General features: G+C 73.1%; 11 protein-coding genes and 1 riboswitch. Of the genes, 8 read left to right on the forward strand and 3 right to left on the reverse strand.

Annotation, left to right across the window (positions count from 1 at the left end):
• Positions 1-168: 168 nt before the first annotated feature.
• On the reverse strand, positions 169-2,613 hold the full coding sequence (locus ABZX65_RS14630; protein WP_355338381.1) for a DNA topoisomerase IV subunit A: 2,445 nt from the start codon (positions 2,611-2,613) through the stop codon (positions 169-171).
• 359 nt (positions 2,614-2,972) lie between these two features.
• On the opposite strand from ABZX65_RS14630, the gene ABZX65_RS14635 reads away from it, so the two are divergent.
• The 4 genes from ABZX65_RS14635 (at position 2,973) to ABZX65_RS14650 (ending at position 8,025) form a co-directional block, all read left to right on the forward strand.
• Entirely contained in the window at positions 2,973-4,349 is a 1,377-nt protein-coding gene (locus ABZX65_RS14635; protein WP_355338384.1) for a pitrilysin family protein, read from the forward strand.
• Positions 4,346-5,731, forward strand: coding sequence for a pitrilysin family protein (locus ABZX65_RS14640; protein WP_355338387.1), 1,386 nt, complete (start codon positions 4,346-4,348; stop codon positions 5,729-5,731). The genes ABZX65_RS14635 and ABZX65_RS14640 overlap by 4 nt, the downstream gene beginning before the upstream one ends.
• Before the next feature lie 322 nt (positions 5,732-6,053).
• A riboswitch (cyclic di-AMP (ydaO/yuaA leader) is annotated at positions 6,054-6,221 on the forward strand.
• Positions 6,222-6,236: 15 nt separating this feature from the next.
• Complete coding sequence (locus ABZX65_RS14645) at positions 6,237-7,100, forward strand: M23 family metallopeptidase (protein WP_355338389.1); 864 nt, start codon at positions 6,237-6,239, stop codon at positions 7,098-7,100.
• A 223-nt stretch (positions 7,101-7,323) separates the two neighbouring features.
• The gene (locus ABZX65_RS14650) at positions 7,324-8,025 is read left to right on the forward strand and encodes a GntR family transcriptional regulator (RefSeq protein WP_355338392.1); all 702 of its coding nucleotides are present in this window, start codon (positions 7,324-7,326) and stop codon (positions 8,023-8,025) included.
• 236 nt (positions 8,026-8,261) lie between these two features.
• Here ABZX65_RS14650 and ABZX65_RS14655 read toward each other — a convergent pair whose 3' ends face one another.
• A complete protein-coding gene (locus tag ABZX65_RS14655) occupies positions 8,262-8,543 on the reverse strand; it encodes an HPr family phosphocarrier protein (protein WP_355338395.1) in 282 nt (93 codons plus the stop codon).
• 161 nt (positions 8,544-8,704) lie between these two features.
• Here ABZX65_RS14655 and ABZX65_RS14660 point away from each other — a divergent pair, with 161 nt between their 5' ends.
• The 4 genes from ABZX65_RS14660 (at position 8,705) to ABZX65_RS14675 (ending at position 14,059) form a co-directional block, all read left to right on the forward strand.
• Positions 8,705-11,464, forward strand: coding sequence for a GNAT family N-acetyltransferase (locus ABZX65_RS14660; protein WP_355338398.1), 2,760 nt, complete (start codon positions 8,705-8,707; stop codon positions 11,462-11,464).
• Between the two features lie 76 nt (positions 11,465-11,540).
• On the forward strand, positions 11,541-12,134 hold the full coding sequence (locus tag ABZX65_RS14665; protein WP_188286046.1) for a DUF5998 family protein: 594 nt from the start codon (positions 11,541-11,543) through the stop codon (positions 12,132-12,134).
• Positions 12,134-13,327 carry a nucleotide pyrophosphatase/phosphodiesterase family protein gene (locus ABZX65_RS14670; RefSeq protein ID WP_355338400.1) on the forward strand — a complete coding sequence of 398 codons (1,194 nt, stop codon included), beginning with the start codon at positions 12,134-12,136 and terminating at the stop codon, positions 13,325-13,327. Before ABZX65_RS14665 ends, ABZX65_RS14670 begins: the two co-directional genes overlap by 1 nt.
• A gap of 84 nt (positions 13,328-13,411) precedes the next feature.
• Positions 13,412-14,059 (forward strand): thymidine kinase, encoded by a 648-nt coding sequence (locus ABZX65_RS14675; RefSeq protein ID WP_355338403.1) that lies wholly within the window; start codon positions 13,412-13,414, stop codon positions 14,057-14,059.
• A gap of 74 nt (positions 14,060-14,133) precedes the next feature.
• Here the strand turns inward: ABZX65_RS14675 and ABZX65_RS14680 are convergent, their stop codons facing one another.
• Positions 14,134-18,054 (reverse strand): discoidin domain-containing protein, encoded by a 3,921-nt coding sequence (locus ABZX65_RS14680; protein ID WP_355338406.1) that lies wholly within the window; start codon positions 18,052-18,054, stop codon positions 14,134-14,136.
• Positions 18,055-18,180: the final 126 nt, after the last annotated feature.

Below are 18,180 nucleotides of genomic sequence, written 5' to 3' on the forward strand. Positions count from 1 at the left end.
CCGGCTGAGCCTATTGCCTCCCGGCGGCCCCCGAATCCCGGGGCGCGGCGGCCCCCGCCACCGCGCCCGTATCCAGCGACCCGTACGACAGCCTGTACGACCGGCCGTACGACACCCTGTACGACAAGCCGCACGCGCCCGTGCGACCGGCCCGCGTACGGCCCGGCGCTACACCGGTCCCGCCACCACCGCGACCGGCTTGACCAGCGGCACACCCGAGCCGTCGCGGCGCGGGTCCTTCGGCGGCAGCTCGGCGGGCGTGCCGGTGGGCGTGGCGGCGCGGGCGGGCGCGGGACCCGCCCAGGCCAGCGCGAGACCGACCTCGCCGCGCAGGAACCGCTGGCAGCGCACACCGCCGGTGGCGCGCCCCTTGCGCGGATACTGCTCGAACGGCGTCAGCTTCGCGGTGCCCTCGGTCGTGTCGTCCAGCGTGCCCTCGGCGCGCGCGACGGTGAACACCACCGCGTCCACGGCGGGATCGACGGCGGTGAAGGAGATCACCTTGGCGCCGTCGGCGAGCTTGACGCCCGCCATGCCGCCCGCGGGCCGCCCCTGCGGGCGTACCTGCGCGGCCGGGTAGCGCAGCAGTTGCGCGTCATCGGTGATGAAGACCAGGTCCTCCTCGCCGGTGCGCAGCTCCATCGCGCCGACCACCCGGTCACCGTCCTTGAGGCCGATGACCTCCAAGTCGTCCTTGTTCGACGGGTAGTCGGGCACGACGCGCTTGACGACGCCCTGTTCGGTGCCGAGCGCGAGGCCGGGCGAGGACTCGTCGAGCGTGGTCAGGCACAGCACCCGCTCGCCGTCCTCCAGGGTGAGGAACTCCGACAGCGCGGCGCCGCCCGCCAGCGACGGCGCCCCGGCCGTGTCCGGCAGCATCGGCAGGTCGATCACGGTCAGCCGCAGCAGCCGCCCGGCGGACGTCACCGCGCCGATGTCGGCGCGCGCCGTGGTCGGCACCGCCGAGACGATCACATCGTGCTTGGCGCGCTTGGCACCGCCGTCGCTGAAGTCCTCGCCGTTGGTCGTACGGGCCAGCAGCCCGGTCGAGGAGAGCAGCACGCGGCACGGGTCGTCGGCCACTTCGAGCGGCACCGAGGACAGCGGCGCGCCCGCCGACTCCAGCAGGACCGTACGGCGCTCGGTGCCGTACTGCTTGGCGACCGCGGCCAGTTCGGCCGAGACCAGCTTGCGCAGCTCCGCGTCCGAGTCGAGGATCCGGGTCAGCTCGGCGATCTCCGCGTTCAGCCGGTCGCGCTCGGACTCCAGCTCGATCCGGTCGAAGCGGGTGAGGCGGCGCAGCGGGGTGTCCAGGATGTACTGCGTCTGGATCTCGGAGAGCCCGAAGCGCTCCATCAGGCTTTCCTTGGCCGCCGACGAGTTGTCGCTGGCCCGGATGATCGCGATGACCTCGTCGATGTCGATGAGGGCCACCAGCAGACCGTCCACCAGGTGCAGCCGGTCGCGGCGCTTGGTGCGGCGGAATTCGCTGCGGCGGCGGACGACCTCGAAGCGGTGGTCGACGTACACCTGGAGCAGTTCGCGCAGGCCCAGGGTGAGCGGCTGCCCGTCCACCAGGCACACGTTGTTGATGCCGAAGGAGTCCTCCATCGGCGTCAGCTTGTAGAGCTGCTCCAGGACGGCCTCGGGGTTGAAGCCGTTCTTGATCTCGATGACCAGCCGCAGGCCGTGCTCGCGGTCGGTGAGGTCCTTGACGTCCGCGATGCCCTGGAGCTTCTTCGCGTTGACCATGTCCTTGATCTTCGCGATCACCTTCTCCGGGCCGACCGTGAAGGGCAGTTCGGTGACGACCAGGCCCTTGCGGCGCGGCGTCACGTCGTCCACCGCGACCGTCGCGCGGATCTTGAAGGTGCCCCGGCCCGACTCGTACGCGTCCCGGATGCCGGTCAGTCCGATGATCCGGCCGCCGGTCGGCAGGTCGGGGCCGGGCACGAAGCGCATCAGTGTGTCGAGGTCGGCGTTCGGGTGCCTGATGAGGTGGCGCGCGGCGGCGATGACCTCGCCCAGATTGTGCGGCGGCATGTTGGTGGCCATGCCGACGGCGATCCCGGAGGCGCCGTTGACCAGCAGGTTGGGGTACGCCGACGGCAGGACCGCGGGCTCCTGCTCCTGGCCGTCGTAGTTGGGGGCGAAGTCGACGGTGTCCTCGTCGATCGACTCCACCATGAGCTGGGCCGGGCCGGACATCCGGGCCTCGGTGTAACGCATCGCCGCGGGCAGGTCGTCCAGCGAGCCGAAGTTGCCGTGTCCGTCGACCAGCGGGAGCCGCTGCGAGAACGGCTGGGCCATCCGCACCATGGCGTCGTAGATCGACGCGTCCCCGTGCGGGTGAAGCTTGCCCATCACCTCGCCGACCACGCGGGCACACTTGACGAAGCCGCGGTCGGGCCGCAGCCCCATCTCGTTCATCTGGTAGACGATGCGGCGGTGTACCGGCTTCATCCCGTCACGGGCGTCGGGAAGCGCCCGCGAGTAGATCACCGAGTAGGCGTACTCGAGGTAGGAGGCCTGCATCTCGTCCACGACGTCGATGTCGAGGATGCGCTCCTCGAAATCGTCGGGCGGCGGGGTCTTCGCGGTGCGGCGGGCCATCTCGGCGGCTGCTCCTTCATCTGGACGGGCGGACAGGCGATCGGTCGGGCGGTCGGGCGGTGGCCGGTCGGACGATCGGACGGGCGATCAGCCGAACGGTCGGACGAACGGACGAGCGATCAGTCGAGCGGTCGGACGGGCACAAGGCTCGGGTGGGACGCCGACCATTGTGGACCGCACTACCGACATCGCGGACCACCACCCGGTACGAGCGTGCCGTGGACGGCACGTTCACCCACGACGCGGCGGGCACGTTCACCCACGGCGTGACCGGGAACTTCGCGGACGGTCGGCTCCCTTGCCTAGAGTGGCAGCACTCTACGCAGTCACGCAGCAGCGACCGGAAGGACAGCTTGCCCATGGGTCACACGGCCACGCCGGAGGCACACTCCAGCGGCCTGACAGCCACCGAGCACCGCCTGGCGAACGGCCTGCGGGTGGTGCTCTCCGAGGACCACCTCACTCCGGTCGCGGCCGTCTGCCTCTGGTACGACGTCGGTTCCCGCCACGAGGTCAAGGGCCGTACCGGCCTCGCCCACCTCTTCGAGCACCTGATGTTCCAGGGCTCCGCCAGCGTCAAGGGCAACGGGCACTTCGAACTGGTGCAGGGCGCGGGCGGCTCGCTGAACGGCACCACCAGCTTCGAGCGCACCAATTACTTCGAGACCATGCCCGCCCACCAGGTCGAACTGGCCCTGTGGCTGGAGGCCGACCGGATGGGCAGCCTGCTCACCGCGCTCGACCTGGAGAGCCTGGACAACCAGCGCGACGTGGTGAAGAACGAGCGCCGCCAGCGGTACGACAACGTCCCCTACGGCACGGCCTTCGAGCGGCTGACCGCCCTGGCCTACCCCGAGGGGCACCCGTACCACCACACGCCGATCGGCTCGATGGCCGACCTGGACGCGGCGTCGCTGGAGGACGCGCAGGCGTTCTTCCGTACGTACTACGCGCCCGGCAACGCGGTGCTGGCCGTGGTCGGCGACATCGACCCCGAGCAGACGCTGGCGTGGGTCGAGAAGTACTTCGGCAGTATCCCGGCCCACGACGGCAAGCCCGCACCGCGCGACGGCTCGCTGCCCGAGGTGATGGGCGGCCAGCTCCGCGAGGTGATCGAGGAGGACGTGCCCTCGCGCGCGCTGATGGCGGCCTACCGGCTGCCGGAGGACGGCACCGCCGACGGCGACGCGGCCGACCTGGCGCTGACCATGCTCGGCGGCGGCGAGTCGTCCCGGCTGCACAACCGGCTGGTACGGCGCGACCGCAGCGCCGTCGCCGCGGGCTTCGGCCTGCTGCGCCTCGCGGGCGCGCCGTCGCTCGGCTGGCTGGACATCAAGGCGTCCAGCGGGGTCGAACTGAGCACCATCGAGGCCGCGGTGGACGAGGAGCTGGCCCGCTTCGCCCAGGAGGGCCCCAGCCCCGAGGAGATGGAGCGCGCCCAGGCGCAGATCGAGCGCGAGTGGCTCGACCGGCTCGCCACCGTGGGCGGCCGGGCCGACGAACTGTGCCGTTACGCGGTGCTGTTCGGCGACCCGCAGCTCGCCCTCACCGCCGTCCAGCGGGTGCTGGCCGTCACCCCCGAGCAGGTGCGGGCCGTGGCCGCCGCGCGGCTGCGCCCCGACAACCGCGCGGTCCTCGTCTACGAGCCCACCGGCGGCGACGTGGCGGAGGACGCCACCGACGACGCCACTGACGAAGCGACCGACGAAGCCACCGAGCAGGAGGGCGAGCTGTGAGCGAGACCGCGGCCGTCATGACGTTCCACCCGCAGCCGCAGGCCGGGGAGCCCCGGCCGTGGGCGTTCCCCGCCCCCGACCGCGGCACCCTGGGCAACGGTCTGACGGTGCTGACCAGCCACCGCCCGGGACAGCAGGTCGTCGCCGTCGAGGTGCTGCTCGACGCGCCGCTGGACGCCGAGCCCGAGGGTCTGGACGGCGTCGGCACCATCATGGCCAGGGCGCTGTCGGAGGGCACGGAGCAGCACACCGCCGAGGAGTTCGCGGCCGAGCTGGAGCGCTGCGGCGCCACGCTGGACGCGCACGCCGACCACCCCGGTGTGCGGGTCTCCCTCGAAGTGCCCGCCTCCCGGCTCGACAAGGCGCTCGCCCTGCTCGCGGAGGCGCTGCTGACCCCGGCCTTCCCCGAGGACGAGATCAAGCGGCTGGTCGCCAACCGGCTCGACGAGATCCCGCACGAGCTGGCCAACCCCGCCCGCAGGGCCGCGATGGCGCTGTCCAAGGAGCTGTTCGCACCGGAGCTGCGCTGCTCCCGGCCGCGCCAGGGCACCGAGGAGACCGTCCGCAGGATCGACGCGGCGGCCGTACGCGCCTTCTACCGGGCCCATGTCCGCCCGTCCACCGCGACCGCCGTGGTGGTCGGCGACCTCACCGGCATCGACCTGCCGCGGCTGCTCGACGACACCCTGGGCGGCTGGAGCGGCTCGGCCGCCAAGCCCCGCCCGCGCCCGGCGATCACCTCGGACGACACCGCGCGCGTGGTCATCGTGGACCGGCCGGGCGCGGTGCAGACCCAGCTCCTCATCGGCCGTACCGGCGCCGACCGGCACGACCCGGTGTGGGCGGCCCGCGTGATCGGCACCTACTGCCTGGGCGGCACCCTGACCTCCCGCCTGGACCGCGTGCTGCGCGAGGAGAAGGGCTACACCTACGGCGTACGCGCCTTCGGACAGGTGCTGCTCGGCTCCGCCGACGGTACGGGCGCCGCGCTGCTGGGCATCAGCGGCTCGGTGGCCACCGAGGTCACCGGGCCCGCGCTCGCCGACACCTGGCAGGTCATCAGGACGCTCGGCGAGGGCGGCCTGACCGACGAGGAGCGGGACGTCGCCGTACAGAATCTGGTCGGTGTGGCGCCGCTGCGCTACGAGACGTCGGCGGCCGTCGCGGCCACGCTGACCGACCAGGTCGAGCAGCAGCTCCCGGACGACTACCAGGCCGAGCTCTACGCGCGGCTGGCGGCCACGGGCACGGTGGAGGCGACCGCCGCGGTCGTCAACGCCTTCCCGCTCGACCGGCTCGTGGTGGTCCTGGTCGGGGACGCGTCCGTCATCGCCGGGCCGGTGGGCGAGTTGGGCATCGGACCGGTGAACATCATCACGTAGTACCGGACGGTCGGACCCGCGTCACGCGGGTCACGCGCCACCCGGCGCGAGCGGTCGGCACCGCTCGCGCCACCCGTCCCCGGAACCCCGGCAGCCCCCTGCGGCGCCGGGGTTCCGGGCGTTTTCGACCGCCGCGCGGGCGTTTTGGAGCGCCGCGCGGGCGTTTTCGAGCGCCGTGCGGGATTTGGGGAGGGCTTGCGGGGGAGTGTCAGCGAAGTGTGGCGTACGCAACAAATCAGCTGATCTGTTTGGCGGATGGGCGAAACCGCGGTTAGCGTCTTCGCTCGTTGCCCGTCAGCAGCAGCCGCGTCCGGCGGCACGCGGGCACACATCGCCGAGTCCCCGTCAGGGGAGCCGGGGACCCAGCCCTCTCACGAGGGAGCAGTCCCTGGGGTGAATCGGGACCGACCGCCGAGCGGCGGCCGGACCCGTAGGAGACCTTCCTGCTCCGAACCCGTCAGCTAACCCGGTAGGCGAGAAGGAAGGAAAGGAGCGACGCCTCTTCATGGCGTTCACCGTTCTGCCCGCGCCCAGCGGGAAGCACCGCCGTCCCCGTCGCGGCGCCGCACGCACCGTCCGCGGTGGCGGCACGCTCGCCGGAGTCGCGGTGCTCACCGCGACCGGAGCGTTCGGGGCCACCTCGATGACCGCCACGGCCCACGCCGAGAGCGCGCACGACGCCGTCGCGAACACCGTCTTCGCCCGTACCGCCGATGTGACCGGCTCGCTCGCCGACTCCCTGGCCGCGCAGGCGGAGGCCCAGCGCAAGGCCGCCGAGGCCGCGAAGGCCACGGCGGAGGCCGACCGCAAGCAGGCCGAGGCCGCCGCCCGCGCCAAGGCGGCCAAGGCCAAGGCCGACGCGGCAGCCGCGAAGGCCAAGGCGGAGGCCGCGGCCAAGGTCCGGGCCGCCCGCGAGGCCAAGGCCCGCGCCGACCGCGCCGCCGCCGAGCGCAAGCGTCTCGGCTCCTTCGTCCTGCCGGTCGACAGCTCCTACGTCTCCACCGCCTACCACTCCTCCAGCGGCCTGTGGTCCTCCGGCTACCACACCGGCATCGACTTCCACGCGGCCAGCGGCACCACCGTGCACGCGGTCGGCTCCGGCACCGTGGTCGAGGCCGGCTGGGGCGGCTCGTACGGCAACAACATCGTGATCCGGATGTCCGACGGGATGTACACCCAGTACGGCCACCTGTCCTCGATCCAGGTCTCGGTCGGTCAGAGCGTCACGCCCGGCCAGCAGATCGCCCTGTCCGGCGCGACCGGCAACGTCACCGGGCCCCACCTGCACTTCGAGGCCCGTACCGGACCCGACTACGGCTCCGACGTCGACCCCATCGCCTACCTGCGCAAGCACGGCGTCTCGGTCTGACCCCAGGACCCCGCAGGGGTTCCGCCACCGCCCCCTGGAACCACCGCACCACCCCCCTCAGCACGAAGGCCCCGGCTCCCCCCGCCGGGGCCTTCGTCCGTCCCGCACCCGTCCCGTACCCGTCCCGCATCGGTCCCGCGCGCCAAAAGAAGTTCCATATTCGGGACTGTGATCGGAATCCCTGGTGTGCTGGAATAGGGTTACCGCAGAATGTGCGGAAAGAATGGGGTCCTGCGATGCGGAATCGGATGTGAACGGGACGGACGGCACGGGGCGGCGTATCTCCGCCCAGGTGGTGTGTACGGCCATCCGCGACGACATTGTCAGCGGTTTCTTCCCGCCGGGCGGCCGGCTGACGGAGGAACTGCTCGCGCAGCGGTACGGGGTGTCGCGCGTGCCGGTCCGCGAGGCGCTGCGCACCTTGGAGTCCGAGGGCTTCGTCCGCACCCGCAGGCACGCCGGCGCGTCGGTGGCCGAGCCCACCGAGCAGGAGGCGGCCGACCTTCTGGAACTGCGCGGCCTGTTGGAGCCGCTGGGCGCCGCGCGCGCCGCCCAGCGCCGTACCGACGCGCATCTGAAGGTGCTGCGGGGGCTCGTACGCCTAGGTCAGGAGCGCGCGGTCCAGGGCCAGTTGTCCGACCTGCCGTCGCTCGGCGGCTGGTTCCACGAGACGCTGGCGCAGGCGTCGGGCAGTCCCACGCTGGCCGCGCTGCTCACGCAGCTGCGCCACAAGATCGCCTGGGTGTACGGCGACGACGTGCCCACGCGCGCGGTGGAGTCGTGGGAGGAGCACGCGGCGCTCGTGGACGCGGTGGCGCGCGGTGACGCCGAGCGGGCCCGCAAACTGGCCGCGGGGCACGTGGAGCGGAGCGCCGCGGTGAGGATTCTGAAACATCCCGTAAACGCGGTGCGCCGCCGCCATTAACAATCGCACCGTATACAAGTGCGTAGAATTGCGGCACCCGTAAATGCAATAAAGCGGGGCCGGTGCAATCCGGGTGGATTGTCCGGCCCCGCTGAATTCCGCTGTCCGGTGGCGGGACAAAGATCCCCGGACGTGTTCCGGCCACGCGAAGGGCGCTTCGCGCGGCAGGGCGCACCGCCCCAAGGCCCGGTCGCGCGAAAGCGCGGCCGGGGAGGGCGGGCGCGCCCCGCCGCGTCTCAGACGGTCTCGGGGAGCTCTTCCAGGCCCTCGGCGACGAGCTTCGCCAGCCGGTCGAGCGCGGCGTCGGCGCCGTCGGCCTCCGAGGCGAGCACGATCTCCTCGCCGCCCTGCGCGCCGAGGCTGAGCACCGCCAGCATGGACGCGGCGTTGACCGGGCCGCCGTCGGCCTTCGCGATCGTCACGGGGACGCCCGCGGCCATGGCCGCGCGGACGAAGATGGACGCGGGGCGGGCGTGCAGGCCCTCCGCCCAGCCGACGTTGACACGGCGCTCAACCATGGTGCTGCCCTTCGGGTCGTTCCAGTTGTCTAGACCAGTTTCGCACGGCCGGAGCGCTGCTCCGGCACGTCGGCACGATCGCGGCCCCCACCAGACTGCCCCCTGCGCGTCGGCTCCGCGAGTGTGACGCGCCCGCCGGGCCACCCGCTTACGCTGGGGCCATGAGCGAGCAGACGGCGCATCCGTACCCCGTCCACTGGGAGGCGGACGTCGTACTGCGGGACGGCGGGATCGCCCACATCCGGCCGATCGGGCCCGACGACGCGGGACGGCTCGTCGACTTCTACGAGCAGGTCTCCGACGAGTCGAAGTACTACCGCTTCTTCGCGCCCTACCCCCGGCTGTCCGACCGGGACGTGCACCGCTTCACGCACCACGACTACAACGACCGCGTCGGCCTGGCCGCCACCGTCGGCGGCGACTTCATCGCCACCGTCCGCTACGACCGCACCGACGACGCGGGCCGGGCCGTCTCCGCCGACAAGGGCACCACCGGCACCCGCGCCGAAGTCGCCTTCCTCGTCCAGGACGCGCACCAGGGCCGCGGCGTCGCCTCCGCGCTGCTCGAACACATCGCCGCCGTCGCCCGCGAGCGCGGCATCCTGCACTTCACCGCCGAAGTCCTGCCCACCAACCGCAAGATGGTCAAGGTCTTCACCGACGCGGGCTTCACCCAGCAGCGCAGCTTCACCGACGGCGTCGTCCACCTCGAACTCGACCTGGAACCCACCGAGCAGTCCGTCCAGGTGATGCGGGCCCGCGAGCACCGCGCCGAGGCCCGCTCCGTCCAGCGGCTGCTGCGCCCCGGCTCGGTCGCCGTCGTCGGCACCGGCCGCAGGCCGGGCGGCGTCGGCCGTACGCTGCTGCGCAACATCGTCGCGGGCGGCTTCACCGGCCACGTCTACGCCGTCAACCGCTCCTTCCCCGACGGCGGAACCGACATCGACGGCGTGCCCGGCCACCGCTCCGTCCTCGGCATCGGCGCGCCCGTCGACCTCGCCGTGATCGCCGTGCCCGCCGACCGGGTCCCCGAGGCCGTCGCCGACTGCGGCGCCGCGGGCGTCCAGGGCCTGGTGGTGGTCGCCGCCGGATACTCCGAGACCGGCGAGGAGGGCAGGGCGCGCCAGCGCGAGCTGGTCCGGCAGGCCAGGAGCCACGGCATGCGGGTGATCGGCCCGAACGCCTTCGGCGTCCTCAACACCGCCGCCGGGGTCCGGCTCAACGCCTCCCTGTCGCCCGAGATGCCGCGCAGCGGACGCCTCGGCCTGTTCACCCAGTCCGGCTCGATCGGCATCGCCCTGCTCTCCGGACTGCACCGCCGCGGCGCGGGCCCCTCCTCCTTCGTCTCCGCGGGCAACCGCGCCGACGTCTCGGGCAACGACCTCCTCCAGTACTGGCAGGACGACCCCGACACCGACGCCGTCCTGATGTACCTCGAATCCTTCGGCAACCCGCGGAAGTTCACCCGGCTCGCCCGCCGCACCGCCGCCGCCAAACCGGTGGTCGTCGTCAAGGGCGCCCTGCACTCCGGCTCCGTCCCGGCAGGACACGCCGTGCCCGCCACCCGCATCCCCGACTCCACCGTCTCCGCGCTCTTCCGGCAGGCCGGGGTGATCCGCGTGGACACCGTCACCGAACTGCTGGACGCCGGACTCTTCCTGGCCCTCCAGCCGCTGCCCGCGGGCGACCGGATCGCCGTCCTCGGCAACTCCGAATCGCTCGGCCTGCTCACCTACGACGCCGCGCTCACCGCGGGACTGCGGCCCGCCGCGCCCCTCGACCTCACCACCGCGGCCACCCCCGACGACTTCGCCGCCGCCCTCGGCGCCGCGCTCGCCGACCCCGGCAGCGACGCCGTCGTCGTCACCGCGATCCCGCGCGTCGGCTCCGAGGACGCCCCCGACCCCGAGTCCGGCGACGACCCGGCGCTCGCCGAGGCGCTGCGCCGTACGACCGCCGCCGCGGGCGGCGGCAAGCCGGTGGTGGTCGCCCACCTCGCCCTGGAGACCCTGGCCGACCGGCTCGGCGCGCCCGGCGACGAGGCCGCCTCCCGTATCCCCGCCTACTCCGCGCCCGACCGGGCCGTGCGCGCGCTCGCCGAGGCCGCCGCCTACGCGGCCTGGCGCGCCGGATCGGCGGACCCCGGCCGCATCCCGCAGTTCGACGACATCCAGGAGGCCGCGGCGGCCGACGACGTACGCCGCCTGCTGCCGCCCGGCGAGGCGCCCGAGGGCGGGATCGCGCTCGGCGACGCGGACACCGCGACGCTGCTCGGCCGGTACGGCATCCAGGTGCGCGGCGCGCTGCCCGCTCCCGACGCCGACACCGCCGTGGCCGCCGCCGCCCGGCTCGGCTACCCGGTCGCCCTCAAGACCACCGCCCCCCATCTGCGGCACCGCGCCGACCTCGGCGGCGTACGCCTGGACCTGGCGGACGAGGGCGACCTGCGGCGCGCCTACGACGAGCTGACCGCGCGGCTGGGCACCCCGCGGGAGCTGCTGCCCGTCGTGCAGGCGATGGCGCCGCGCGGGGTGGACACGGTGGTACGGGCGGGCGTCGACCCCGCCGCGGGCGCCGTGCTGTCCTTCGGCCTGGCGGGCGCGCCCTCGGAACTGCTCGGCGACACCGCGCACCGGCTCGTCCCCGCCACCGACCGGGACGCGGCCGAACTGGTCCGCTCCATCAAGGCCGCGCCGCTGCTGTTCGGCTGGCGCGGCGCCGAGCCGGTCGACACCGACGCGCTGGAGGAGCTGCTGCTGCGCGTGTCGCTGCTGACCGCCGACCTCCCGGAGATCGTCGCGGTCGACCTGGAACCGGTGGTGGTCTCCTCGCGCGGCCTGACCGTCCTCGGCGCGTCCGTCCGCCTGGCCAGGCCGCCCGCCCGCACCGATCTCGGGCCGCGGGCGCTGTCCTCGTTCTGACCCGGCGCCCGCTCCCGCGCCCGCCCGCACGCCGGGTCGCGCTCCGAGCACGTCGCGGTCGTACCTGGCCCTTAGGATGGTCGGCATGGCGAAGACCGGTACTACGACTCAGGGCCTGCGCACGGCCATCGAGCGCAGCGGCTACTACCCCACCCTCGTGGCCGAGGCCGTCGAGGCGGCGGTGGGACGCGAGCCGGTCTCCTCCTACCTGGTCCACCAGGAGACCAGCTTCGACGCCAACGAGGTCCGTCGTCATGTGACCGTGCTGGTGCTCACCGACAGCCGCTTCATCGTCAGCCACACCGACGAGCAGGCCGCCGACGACACCTCGCCGACGCCGTACGCCACCACGTCCACCGAATCGGTGAAGATCGGCCGGATCTCCTCGGTCGTGGTCAGCCGGGTGGTCGCGAACCCGGAGTCGTACACGCCCGGCACGCTGCCCCGCGAAGTGGTGCTCACCATCGGCTGGGGCGCGGTCTCGCGGCTCGACCTGGAGCCCGCCGCCTGCGGCGACCCCAACTGCGAGGCCGACCACGGCTACACCGGCTCCTCGACCGCCGACGACCTGTCGCTGCGGGTCAGCGAGGCGGGCGACGGCCCGGACACCGTCCGCCAGACCCTGGCCTTCGCGCAGGCGCTCTCCGAGGCGACAGCGGCCACTGACTGATGGTCCAGCCGCTGCACGGCGGGTACGGTTCCGCGCCGCTCGATCCGCGTACCGCTCCCGTACCCGACTACGGCACCGGCGCGCTCTGTGACGTCATCCCGGCCGCCGTCGCCGGATTCGCCGTCCCCGGCATGCCGGCCACCGGCCTGGAACTGGCGCCCGCCGACCGGGTCTGCGTCTTCCTCGTGGACGGCCTCGGCTGGGAGCTGATCCTCGCCCACCCCGACGAGGCGCCGTACCTCACCTCGCTGCTGCCGACCTCGCGCGGCGGCACCGGCCGCCCGCTGACCGCCGGATTCCCGGCGACGACCGCGACCTCGCTCGGCTCGGTCGGCACCGGGCTGCCGCCGTCCGCGCACGGCCTGGCGGGCTACACCACGCTCAATCCGGCCACCGGCGAGCTGATGAACCAGCTGCGCTGGCAGCCCTGGACCGCGCCGCACGTCTGGCAGCCGCACCCCACCGTCTTCCAGCTCGCCGACGCCGCCGGGATCGCCACCTGCCAGGTCTCCTCGCCGACCTTCGTCAACACCCCGCTGACCAAGGTCGCGCTGTCCGGCGGCACCTTCCACGGGCGCCTCACCGGCGAGGAGCGGATGGACCTGGCCGCCGACCGGCTCGGCGCCGCCGACCGCACGCTGGTCTACACGTACTACAGCGAGCTGGACGGAATGGGGCACCGGCACGGCGTCGACTCCGACGCCTGGCGCGGCCAGCTCATGATGGTCGACCGGCTGGCGCAGCGGCTCGCCGAGCAACTGCCGCCGCGCTGCGCCCTGTACGTCACCGCCGACCACGGCATGATCGACATCCCCTTCGACGAGCGGTCCCGGATCGACTTCGACGAGGACTGGGAACTGCGCGCCGGGGTCGCGGTGCTCGGCGGCGAGGCCCGCGCCCGGCACGTCTACGCGGTGCCCGGCGCCGCCGCCGACGTGCACGCGGTGTGGAGCGAGGTCCTCGGCGAGCAGATGTGGGTGGCGACCAGGGCCGAGGCGATCGAGGCGGGCTGGTTCGGACCGCCGCCGGACGAGCGGGTGTTCGGCCGGATCGGCGACGTCGTGGCCGTCGCCCGCGACGACATCGCGGTCGTCGCCCACCGCACGGAATCGGGGGAGTCGAAGATGGTCGGCCTGCACGGCTCGATGGCCGCCGCCGAGCAGCTCGTACCGCTGCTCGAAGTACGCTCCTGAGGCCCGCCCGCCCCCGCGCTCTCCCGCCCCGCGCTCTCCCGCCCCGCGCTCTCCCGCCCCCATCGAAAGGCCGTCGTCCTTCCCATGCCCGAGCTGGTCTTCTTCTCCGGAACGATGGACTGCGGCAAAAGCACCCTCGCCCTCCAGATCGTCCACAACCGCACCGCTCGCGGCCTCCAGTCGGTGATCTTCACCAGGGACGACCGCGCGGGCGAGGGCAAGCTCTCCTCGCGGCTCGGCCTGGTCACCGACGCCGTCGAGGTCGCGGACGGCATGGACCTGTACGGCCACGTGGTCGGCGTGCTCAGCCGCGGCGGCCGGGTGGACTACGTGATCGTGGACGAGGCGCAGTTCCTCGCGCCCGAGCAGATCGACCAGTTGGCGCGGGTGGTCGACGAACTCGACCTGGACGTCCACGCGTTCGGCATCACCACCGACTTCCGCACCCGGCTCTTCCCCGGCTCGCAGCGGCTGATCGAACTCGCCGACCGGGTCGAGGCCCTTCAGGTCGAGGCGCTGTGCTGGTGCGGCGAGCGCGCCACCCACAACGCCCGTACGGTCGACGGCGTGATGGTCGTCGAGGGCGCGCAGGTGGTGATCGGCGACGTCGACCGGTCCGGCGAGGTCGGCTACGAGGTGCTGTGCCGCCGTCACCACCGCCGCCGGATGACCAGCGCGACCGCGGGCGCGGGCACGCTCTCGCCCGACGTGCTGCCGGTCACCCACTCCTGACCGCGGCGGTCACCCGCTCATGACGACGGGCCCGGCCGGCCGCACGACGGCGGTCGACCGGGCCCGCCCGCCGGTCAGTTGACGCCGACCGGACCGAAACGCGCCACGACCGTACGGTCCCCGGTCACCGGCACGGTGACCGTCGGCCCGCTGTCGGGCAGTTGGGCGCCGTCGAGCGTCCAGCCCAGCAGTTGGAAGCCGGGCGCCGGTACGGCCGTCACGGTCGCGGTGTCGCCGCGCTCGAAGCGGCCCGGCTCCGTCTGGTTCCCGCCGACGGTGACCTTCCCGCCGCTCGCGGGCTCGGCCGTGGCCGTCACCGACTGCTGCACCATGTTGATCGCCATGATGCCCAGCAGCTTCGCGGGACCGGTGGACGTCGCGCCGTTGTAGCGCAGCACGTTGACCGCCGTGACGTCGGCCGAGGCGCCCGCCTTCACGGTGTAACCGCCGTCGCCGAGGTTGTCCGTGCCCAGGTTGAAGGCGCGGACGTCACCGGAGGTGACCACCAGACCGTTGTGCATGCCGTAGCCGAAGACGTCCGAGACCGTCAGGCCGCGGGCGCCGTCGACATGCACCAGGTCGGTGTTCTTGCGGGTGAACCCGTCGATGGTCTGCGCGAACAGATCGCTGCCGAGGCCCCAGCCGGGAATGCCGAAGCCGGTGCGGTTCACCGCGTTGCCGTTGCTGAGCACACCGTCGACCAGACCGCCGCGGCCCGCGCGCGCCGTGACGCCCCGGTTGAGGAAGACCCCGGTCACCTTGTGCACCACGAAGCCGTCGTTGCCCTCGTCCACGGCGTTCCACGCGTTGGTCAGACCGACGTCGACCACATACGTGCCGCGGCCGGTGCCCCGGATGTCGTACGGGTAGGGGACGTAGCCGGTCGCGGGGTTGTTCTCCGGGTGGAAGACCCGCAGACCGCGCACGCCCGAGCCGTTTCCGGCGAGCGTGACGAAGGCGGCGTCGGTGTCGGCGTTCGCGGTGTTCCGGCCCGCGTAGGCGAACAGCACGGTGCCGCCGCTGGCGCCGTCCTCGTCGCGGTTCGGCGAGGACGAGGCACCCCGCAGTTCGACCCCGGCCGGTACCCGCAGCCGGCCCTCGACCCGGTACCAGCCCGCGGGCAGGTACACGGTGCCGCCGCCCCGCGCGCCCGCCCGGTCCAGCAGCCGCTGGATGCCCGCGGTGGCGTCGGCGGCGGGCTGGTAGCCCACGCCGTGCGGGACGGCGCCCGCCGCGTACAGCGCGTGCCCGCGAGGCGCGGGCAGGTCGGGTGCGGCGGCCTGGACCGGTACGGGACCGGGCATCGTCACGACCGTGCCGGAGGTCGCGCCGTCCAGCGCCGTGCCGGTGACCTTCACAAATCCCTTGGTGGCGTTGCGGATCGACGCGACGCTGCCCTGGAGCGTGCCCCCGGCCACCGTCATGCCCCAACGGGTGTCGATGTCGTCCACCTGGAGGGCCACATCGGTGCGCACCACCCGGGTCTGCTGGAACGCGCCGACGAAAGCCGCCCGTTGGCCCTTCACGACCTGGATGCCGGTGCGGTAGTCGGACAGCGAGATCCGGGAGAACTGGTCCCACTCCAGGTCACCGAGGACGAGTCCCGTGCCGTTGGCCCGCGTCCACCGGTCGAGCGCCGACCGCGCGGGCGGGTCGTACGCCGAAGGCGCGTGCGCCCAGTAGGAGTTGGAGAAGGTGATGTCGCTCCAGGTGCCGACGTCCGAGCCGTTGTAACCGGTGGCCCCGGTGAACAGCACCGTCCCCTTGATGTCGGCGAGCGTCGCCGACTCGTGCACCTGACCCTGCACCGCGGGCCTGCCGCGGTCGTCGGTCTTCGTGGAGACCCCGACACCCTTGTACGAGTTGAGCATCGTGACGTGCGCGACCGTGCTCATCATGAAATTCGCGTCGCTCTGCCAGGCCGAACCCGGAATCTCGAAGGTGTTGTTGTACGGCACCGGGTGGGCCGCGTTCTGCCGCGGGTAGTAGGTGGTCAGGCCCTGGACGGAGGCGCTGCCGCCGACCCGGAAGAGCACCGGCCCGTCGGCGCCCGGCGGCAGGTCGGCGCGGATCACCGTGCCGTAGCCGCCGGACCCGCGGTCCGGGTCGCGCCGGTCGCCGATCAGCGAGCAGAAGGCCGGGACCTCGACGGTGGTGGTGAGGCGGTAGGTGCCCGCGCCCAGCCACACCGTGCCGCCGCCCGCGTCCTGGCAGTCGTACAGCGCGGACTGCACGGCGGCGGTCGCGTCCCTCTTCCCCGAGGTGTCGACGCCGTAGTCGCGGATGTCGAAGTCGGCGACGACCGGAGCGCCGGTCGAGTAGCGGGTGGTGACCAGCTTCGGGTGCGGTGTGACGACCCGCTGGTCGCGGACCTCGAGGACGGCGAGACCCACCTTGGTCTGGCCCGCGCTGTACCCGTGGATCGCCAGCCGGACGTACCGGGCGGTCGTCGGAGCGAAGGCGGTGGTGAACACCGAGCCGCCGACGGCCCCGGTGCGGCCCACGTCCGTGAAACGCGTCCCGTCCGTGGACACCTGGACGGTGTAGTCGGAGGAGAAGGCGCCGGTCCAGCCGGCCTTGACCTGGTTGAAGCGCTTGGCCGCGCCCAGGTCCACGGTGAAGGTCTCGCCCGTCCCGCCGTCCCCGCTGACCCAGGCGCTGCCGCCGTTCCCGTCGATCGCCGCGGCCGGGGCGGACCCGGCGGCGGTGGACGAGGCGGTGGCGGTGCCCAGGTGCGCCAGGTCGGTGTTCACGGCGGCGGCGTGGAAGACGTCGAGCGCGGCGGCCAGCGCGTGGAAGGCGGTACGGGCCTGCTCGTCGGTGACGCCGGTGCCGTTCGCGACCGCGCGGGCCGCGTCGGCGGCCTGCTGGAGCGCGGCCTTCGCGCCGACCGGGTACTGCCCGTCGCGGGTGCCCTCGCGGGCCGCGAGGTAGGCCAGATCGGCCTGCGCCACAAGCTGCTTGAGGCCGGTCGTCGGGTCGAGCACGCGCGGCAGCGCGGTCACCGAGACGCGGGCGACCTTCAGTTCGGCCGGGCTGCCGCCGGTGGTGATGCGGAAGTCCGAGCCGTTGGAGCGGTTGGTGAGGATCGCGTCGTCCAGCAGGAAGGTGTGGGTCTTCCAGGTCCCCGAGTCGCCGTAGGTGAAGACCGGCGAGTTCTTGAACATCTCCGGGATCGTGTCGCCGGGGGAGTCGTACTGGAGCTGGATCGCTCCGTTGCCCCGGTCGAGGTAGTCGACGGTGACCGCGACCGGGTCGCGGTTGTCGTACAGCGCGGTGTCGTCCACGTTCATGTAGAAGAAGCCGGTCTCGGCGCCCGGGTGGCTCTGGTCGGTGCCCCAGTAGCCGCGGCCCGCCTCCGTGCCGGTCACCAGGTGCGTGTCGTTGTCGCCCGCCCGCGGCGAGATGCCGTGCGCGTCGACCGCGGTGCCGAGGTCCACGGACTGGCCCGCGGCGACCCTCACCGACGCCACCGTCACGTCGGCGGGCGCCCCGTCCTTCGTCCCCGACAGCCGCAGCTCACGGCCCGCCTCCGTCCCGAAGTCCGCCGGTACGGTGAAGGCTTCCGTCGTCCATCCGGCCGCTCCGGTGAGCGGCACGCTGCCCACGAGGTCGCTCGCGCCGCGCGTCAGCCGAAGCGTCGTCCCGTCGGGCGCGTCGTCGTACGTCACCGCCACGGTGACCTGGCCGGCGCCGCCGACGGTGTCGGTCCACTCCCGGTCCAGCGCCAGCTTGATGTAGTCCGTGCCGGCCGCCACATCGGTCTGCCAGTACGGCTTTCCGTTCTTCTCACCGGTGCGCAGGCCGTCGGCGGAGTCGCCCGCACTCGCCGTCAGGCCCAGCGTGACCGGTTTCGGGCCGAGGTCGGCGCCGACGCCCAGCGGATACAGCGCCGCCGCGGCGGCCCGCGACGACGGAGGGAGCAGGAGGGCCGCGAGCAGCAGCAGTGCTAACGCGGCGGGGGGCCGCAGCCATCGTGCGAGGGTGGGTCTCATGTGGCTTCTCCTACGGAGGGTCGGTTTCCAGGGGGAAGGGCGGTACGCCAGGTCTTGAGGGGCGCGGGGAATGGTGCGATCAGCCACGACGGGCCTGCGGGGGCAACCGGCCCGCGTCGGGCGGAC

It is taken from the genome of Streptomyces sp. NPDC003300 (genome assembly GCF_040610915.1).
GTDB lineage: Bacteria > Actinomycetota > Actinomycetes > Streptomycetales > Streptomycetaceae > Actinacidiphila.

What these genes read in the sequence shown, in the direction of transcription:
- ABZX65_RS14675 (WP_355338403.1), top strand. Translation starts at nt 13,412, where the DNA reads ATGCCCGAGCTGGTCTTCTTCTCCGGAACGATGGACTGCGGCAAAAGC.
- ABZX65_RS14655 (WP_355338395.1), bottom strand. Translation starts at nt 8,543, where the DNA reads ATGGTTGAGCGCCGTGTCAACGTCGGCTGGGCGGAGGGCCTGCACGCC.
- ABZX65_RS14660 (WP_355338398.1), top strand. Translation starts at nt 8,705, where the DNA reads ATGAGCGAGCAGACGGCGCATCCGTACCCCGTCCACTGGGAGGCGGAC.
- ABZX65_RS14665 (WP_188286046.1), top strand. Translation starts at nt 11,541, where the DNA reads ATGGTCGGCATGGCGAAGACCGGTACTACGACTCAGGGCCTGCGCACG.
- ABZX65_RS14670 (WP_355338400.1), top strand. Translation starts at nt 12,134, where the DNA reads ATGGTCCAGCCGCTGCACGGCGGGTACGGTTCCGCGCCGCTCGATCCG.
- ABZX65_RS14645 (WP_355338389.1), top strand. Translation starts at nt 6,237, where the DNA reads ATGGCGTTCACCGTTCTGCCCGCGCCCAGCGGGAAGCACCGCCGTCCC.
- ABZX65_RS14635 (WP_355338384.1), top strand. Translation starts at nt 2,973, where the DNA reads ATGGGTCACACGGCCACGCCGGAGGCACACTCCAGCGGCCTGACAGCC.
- ABZX65_RS14650 (WP_355338392.1), top strand. Translation starts at nt 7,324, where the DNA reads ATGGGGTCCTGCGATGCGGAATCGGATGTGAACGGGACGGACGGCACG.
- ABZX65_RS14630 (WP_355338381.1), bottom strand. Translation starts at nt 2,613, where the DNA reads ATGGCCCGCCGCACCGCGAAGACCCCGCCGCCCGACGATTTCGAGGAG.
- ABZX65_RS14680 (WP_355338406.1), bottom strand. Translation starts at nt 18,054, where the DNA reads ATGAGACCCACCCTCGCACGATGGCTGCGGCCCCCCGCCGCGTTAGCA.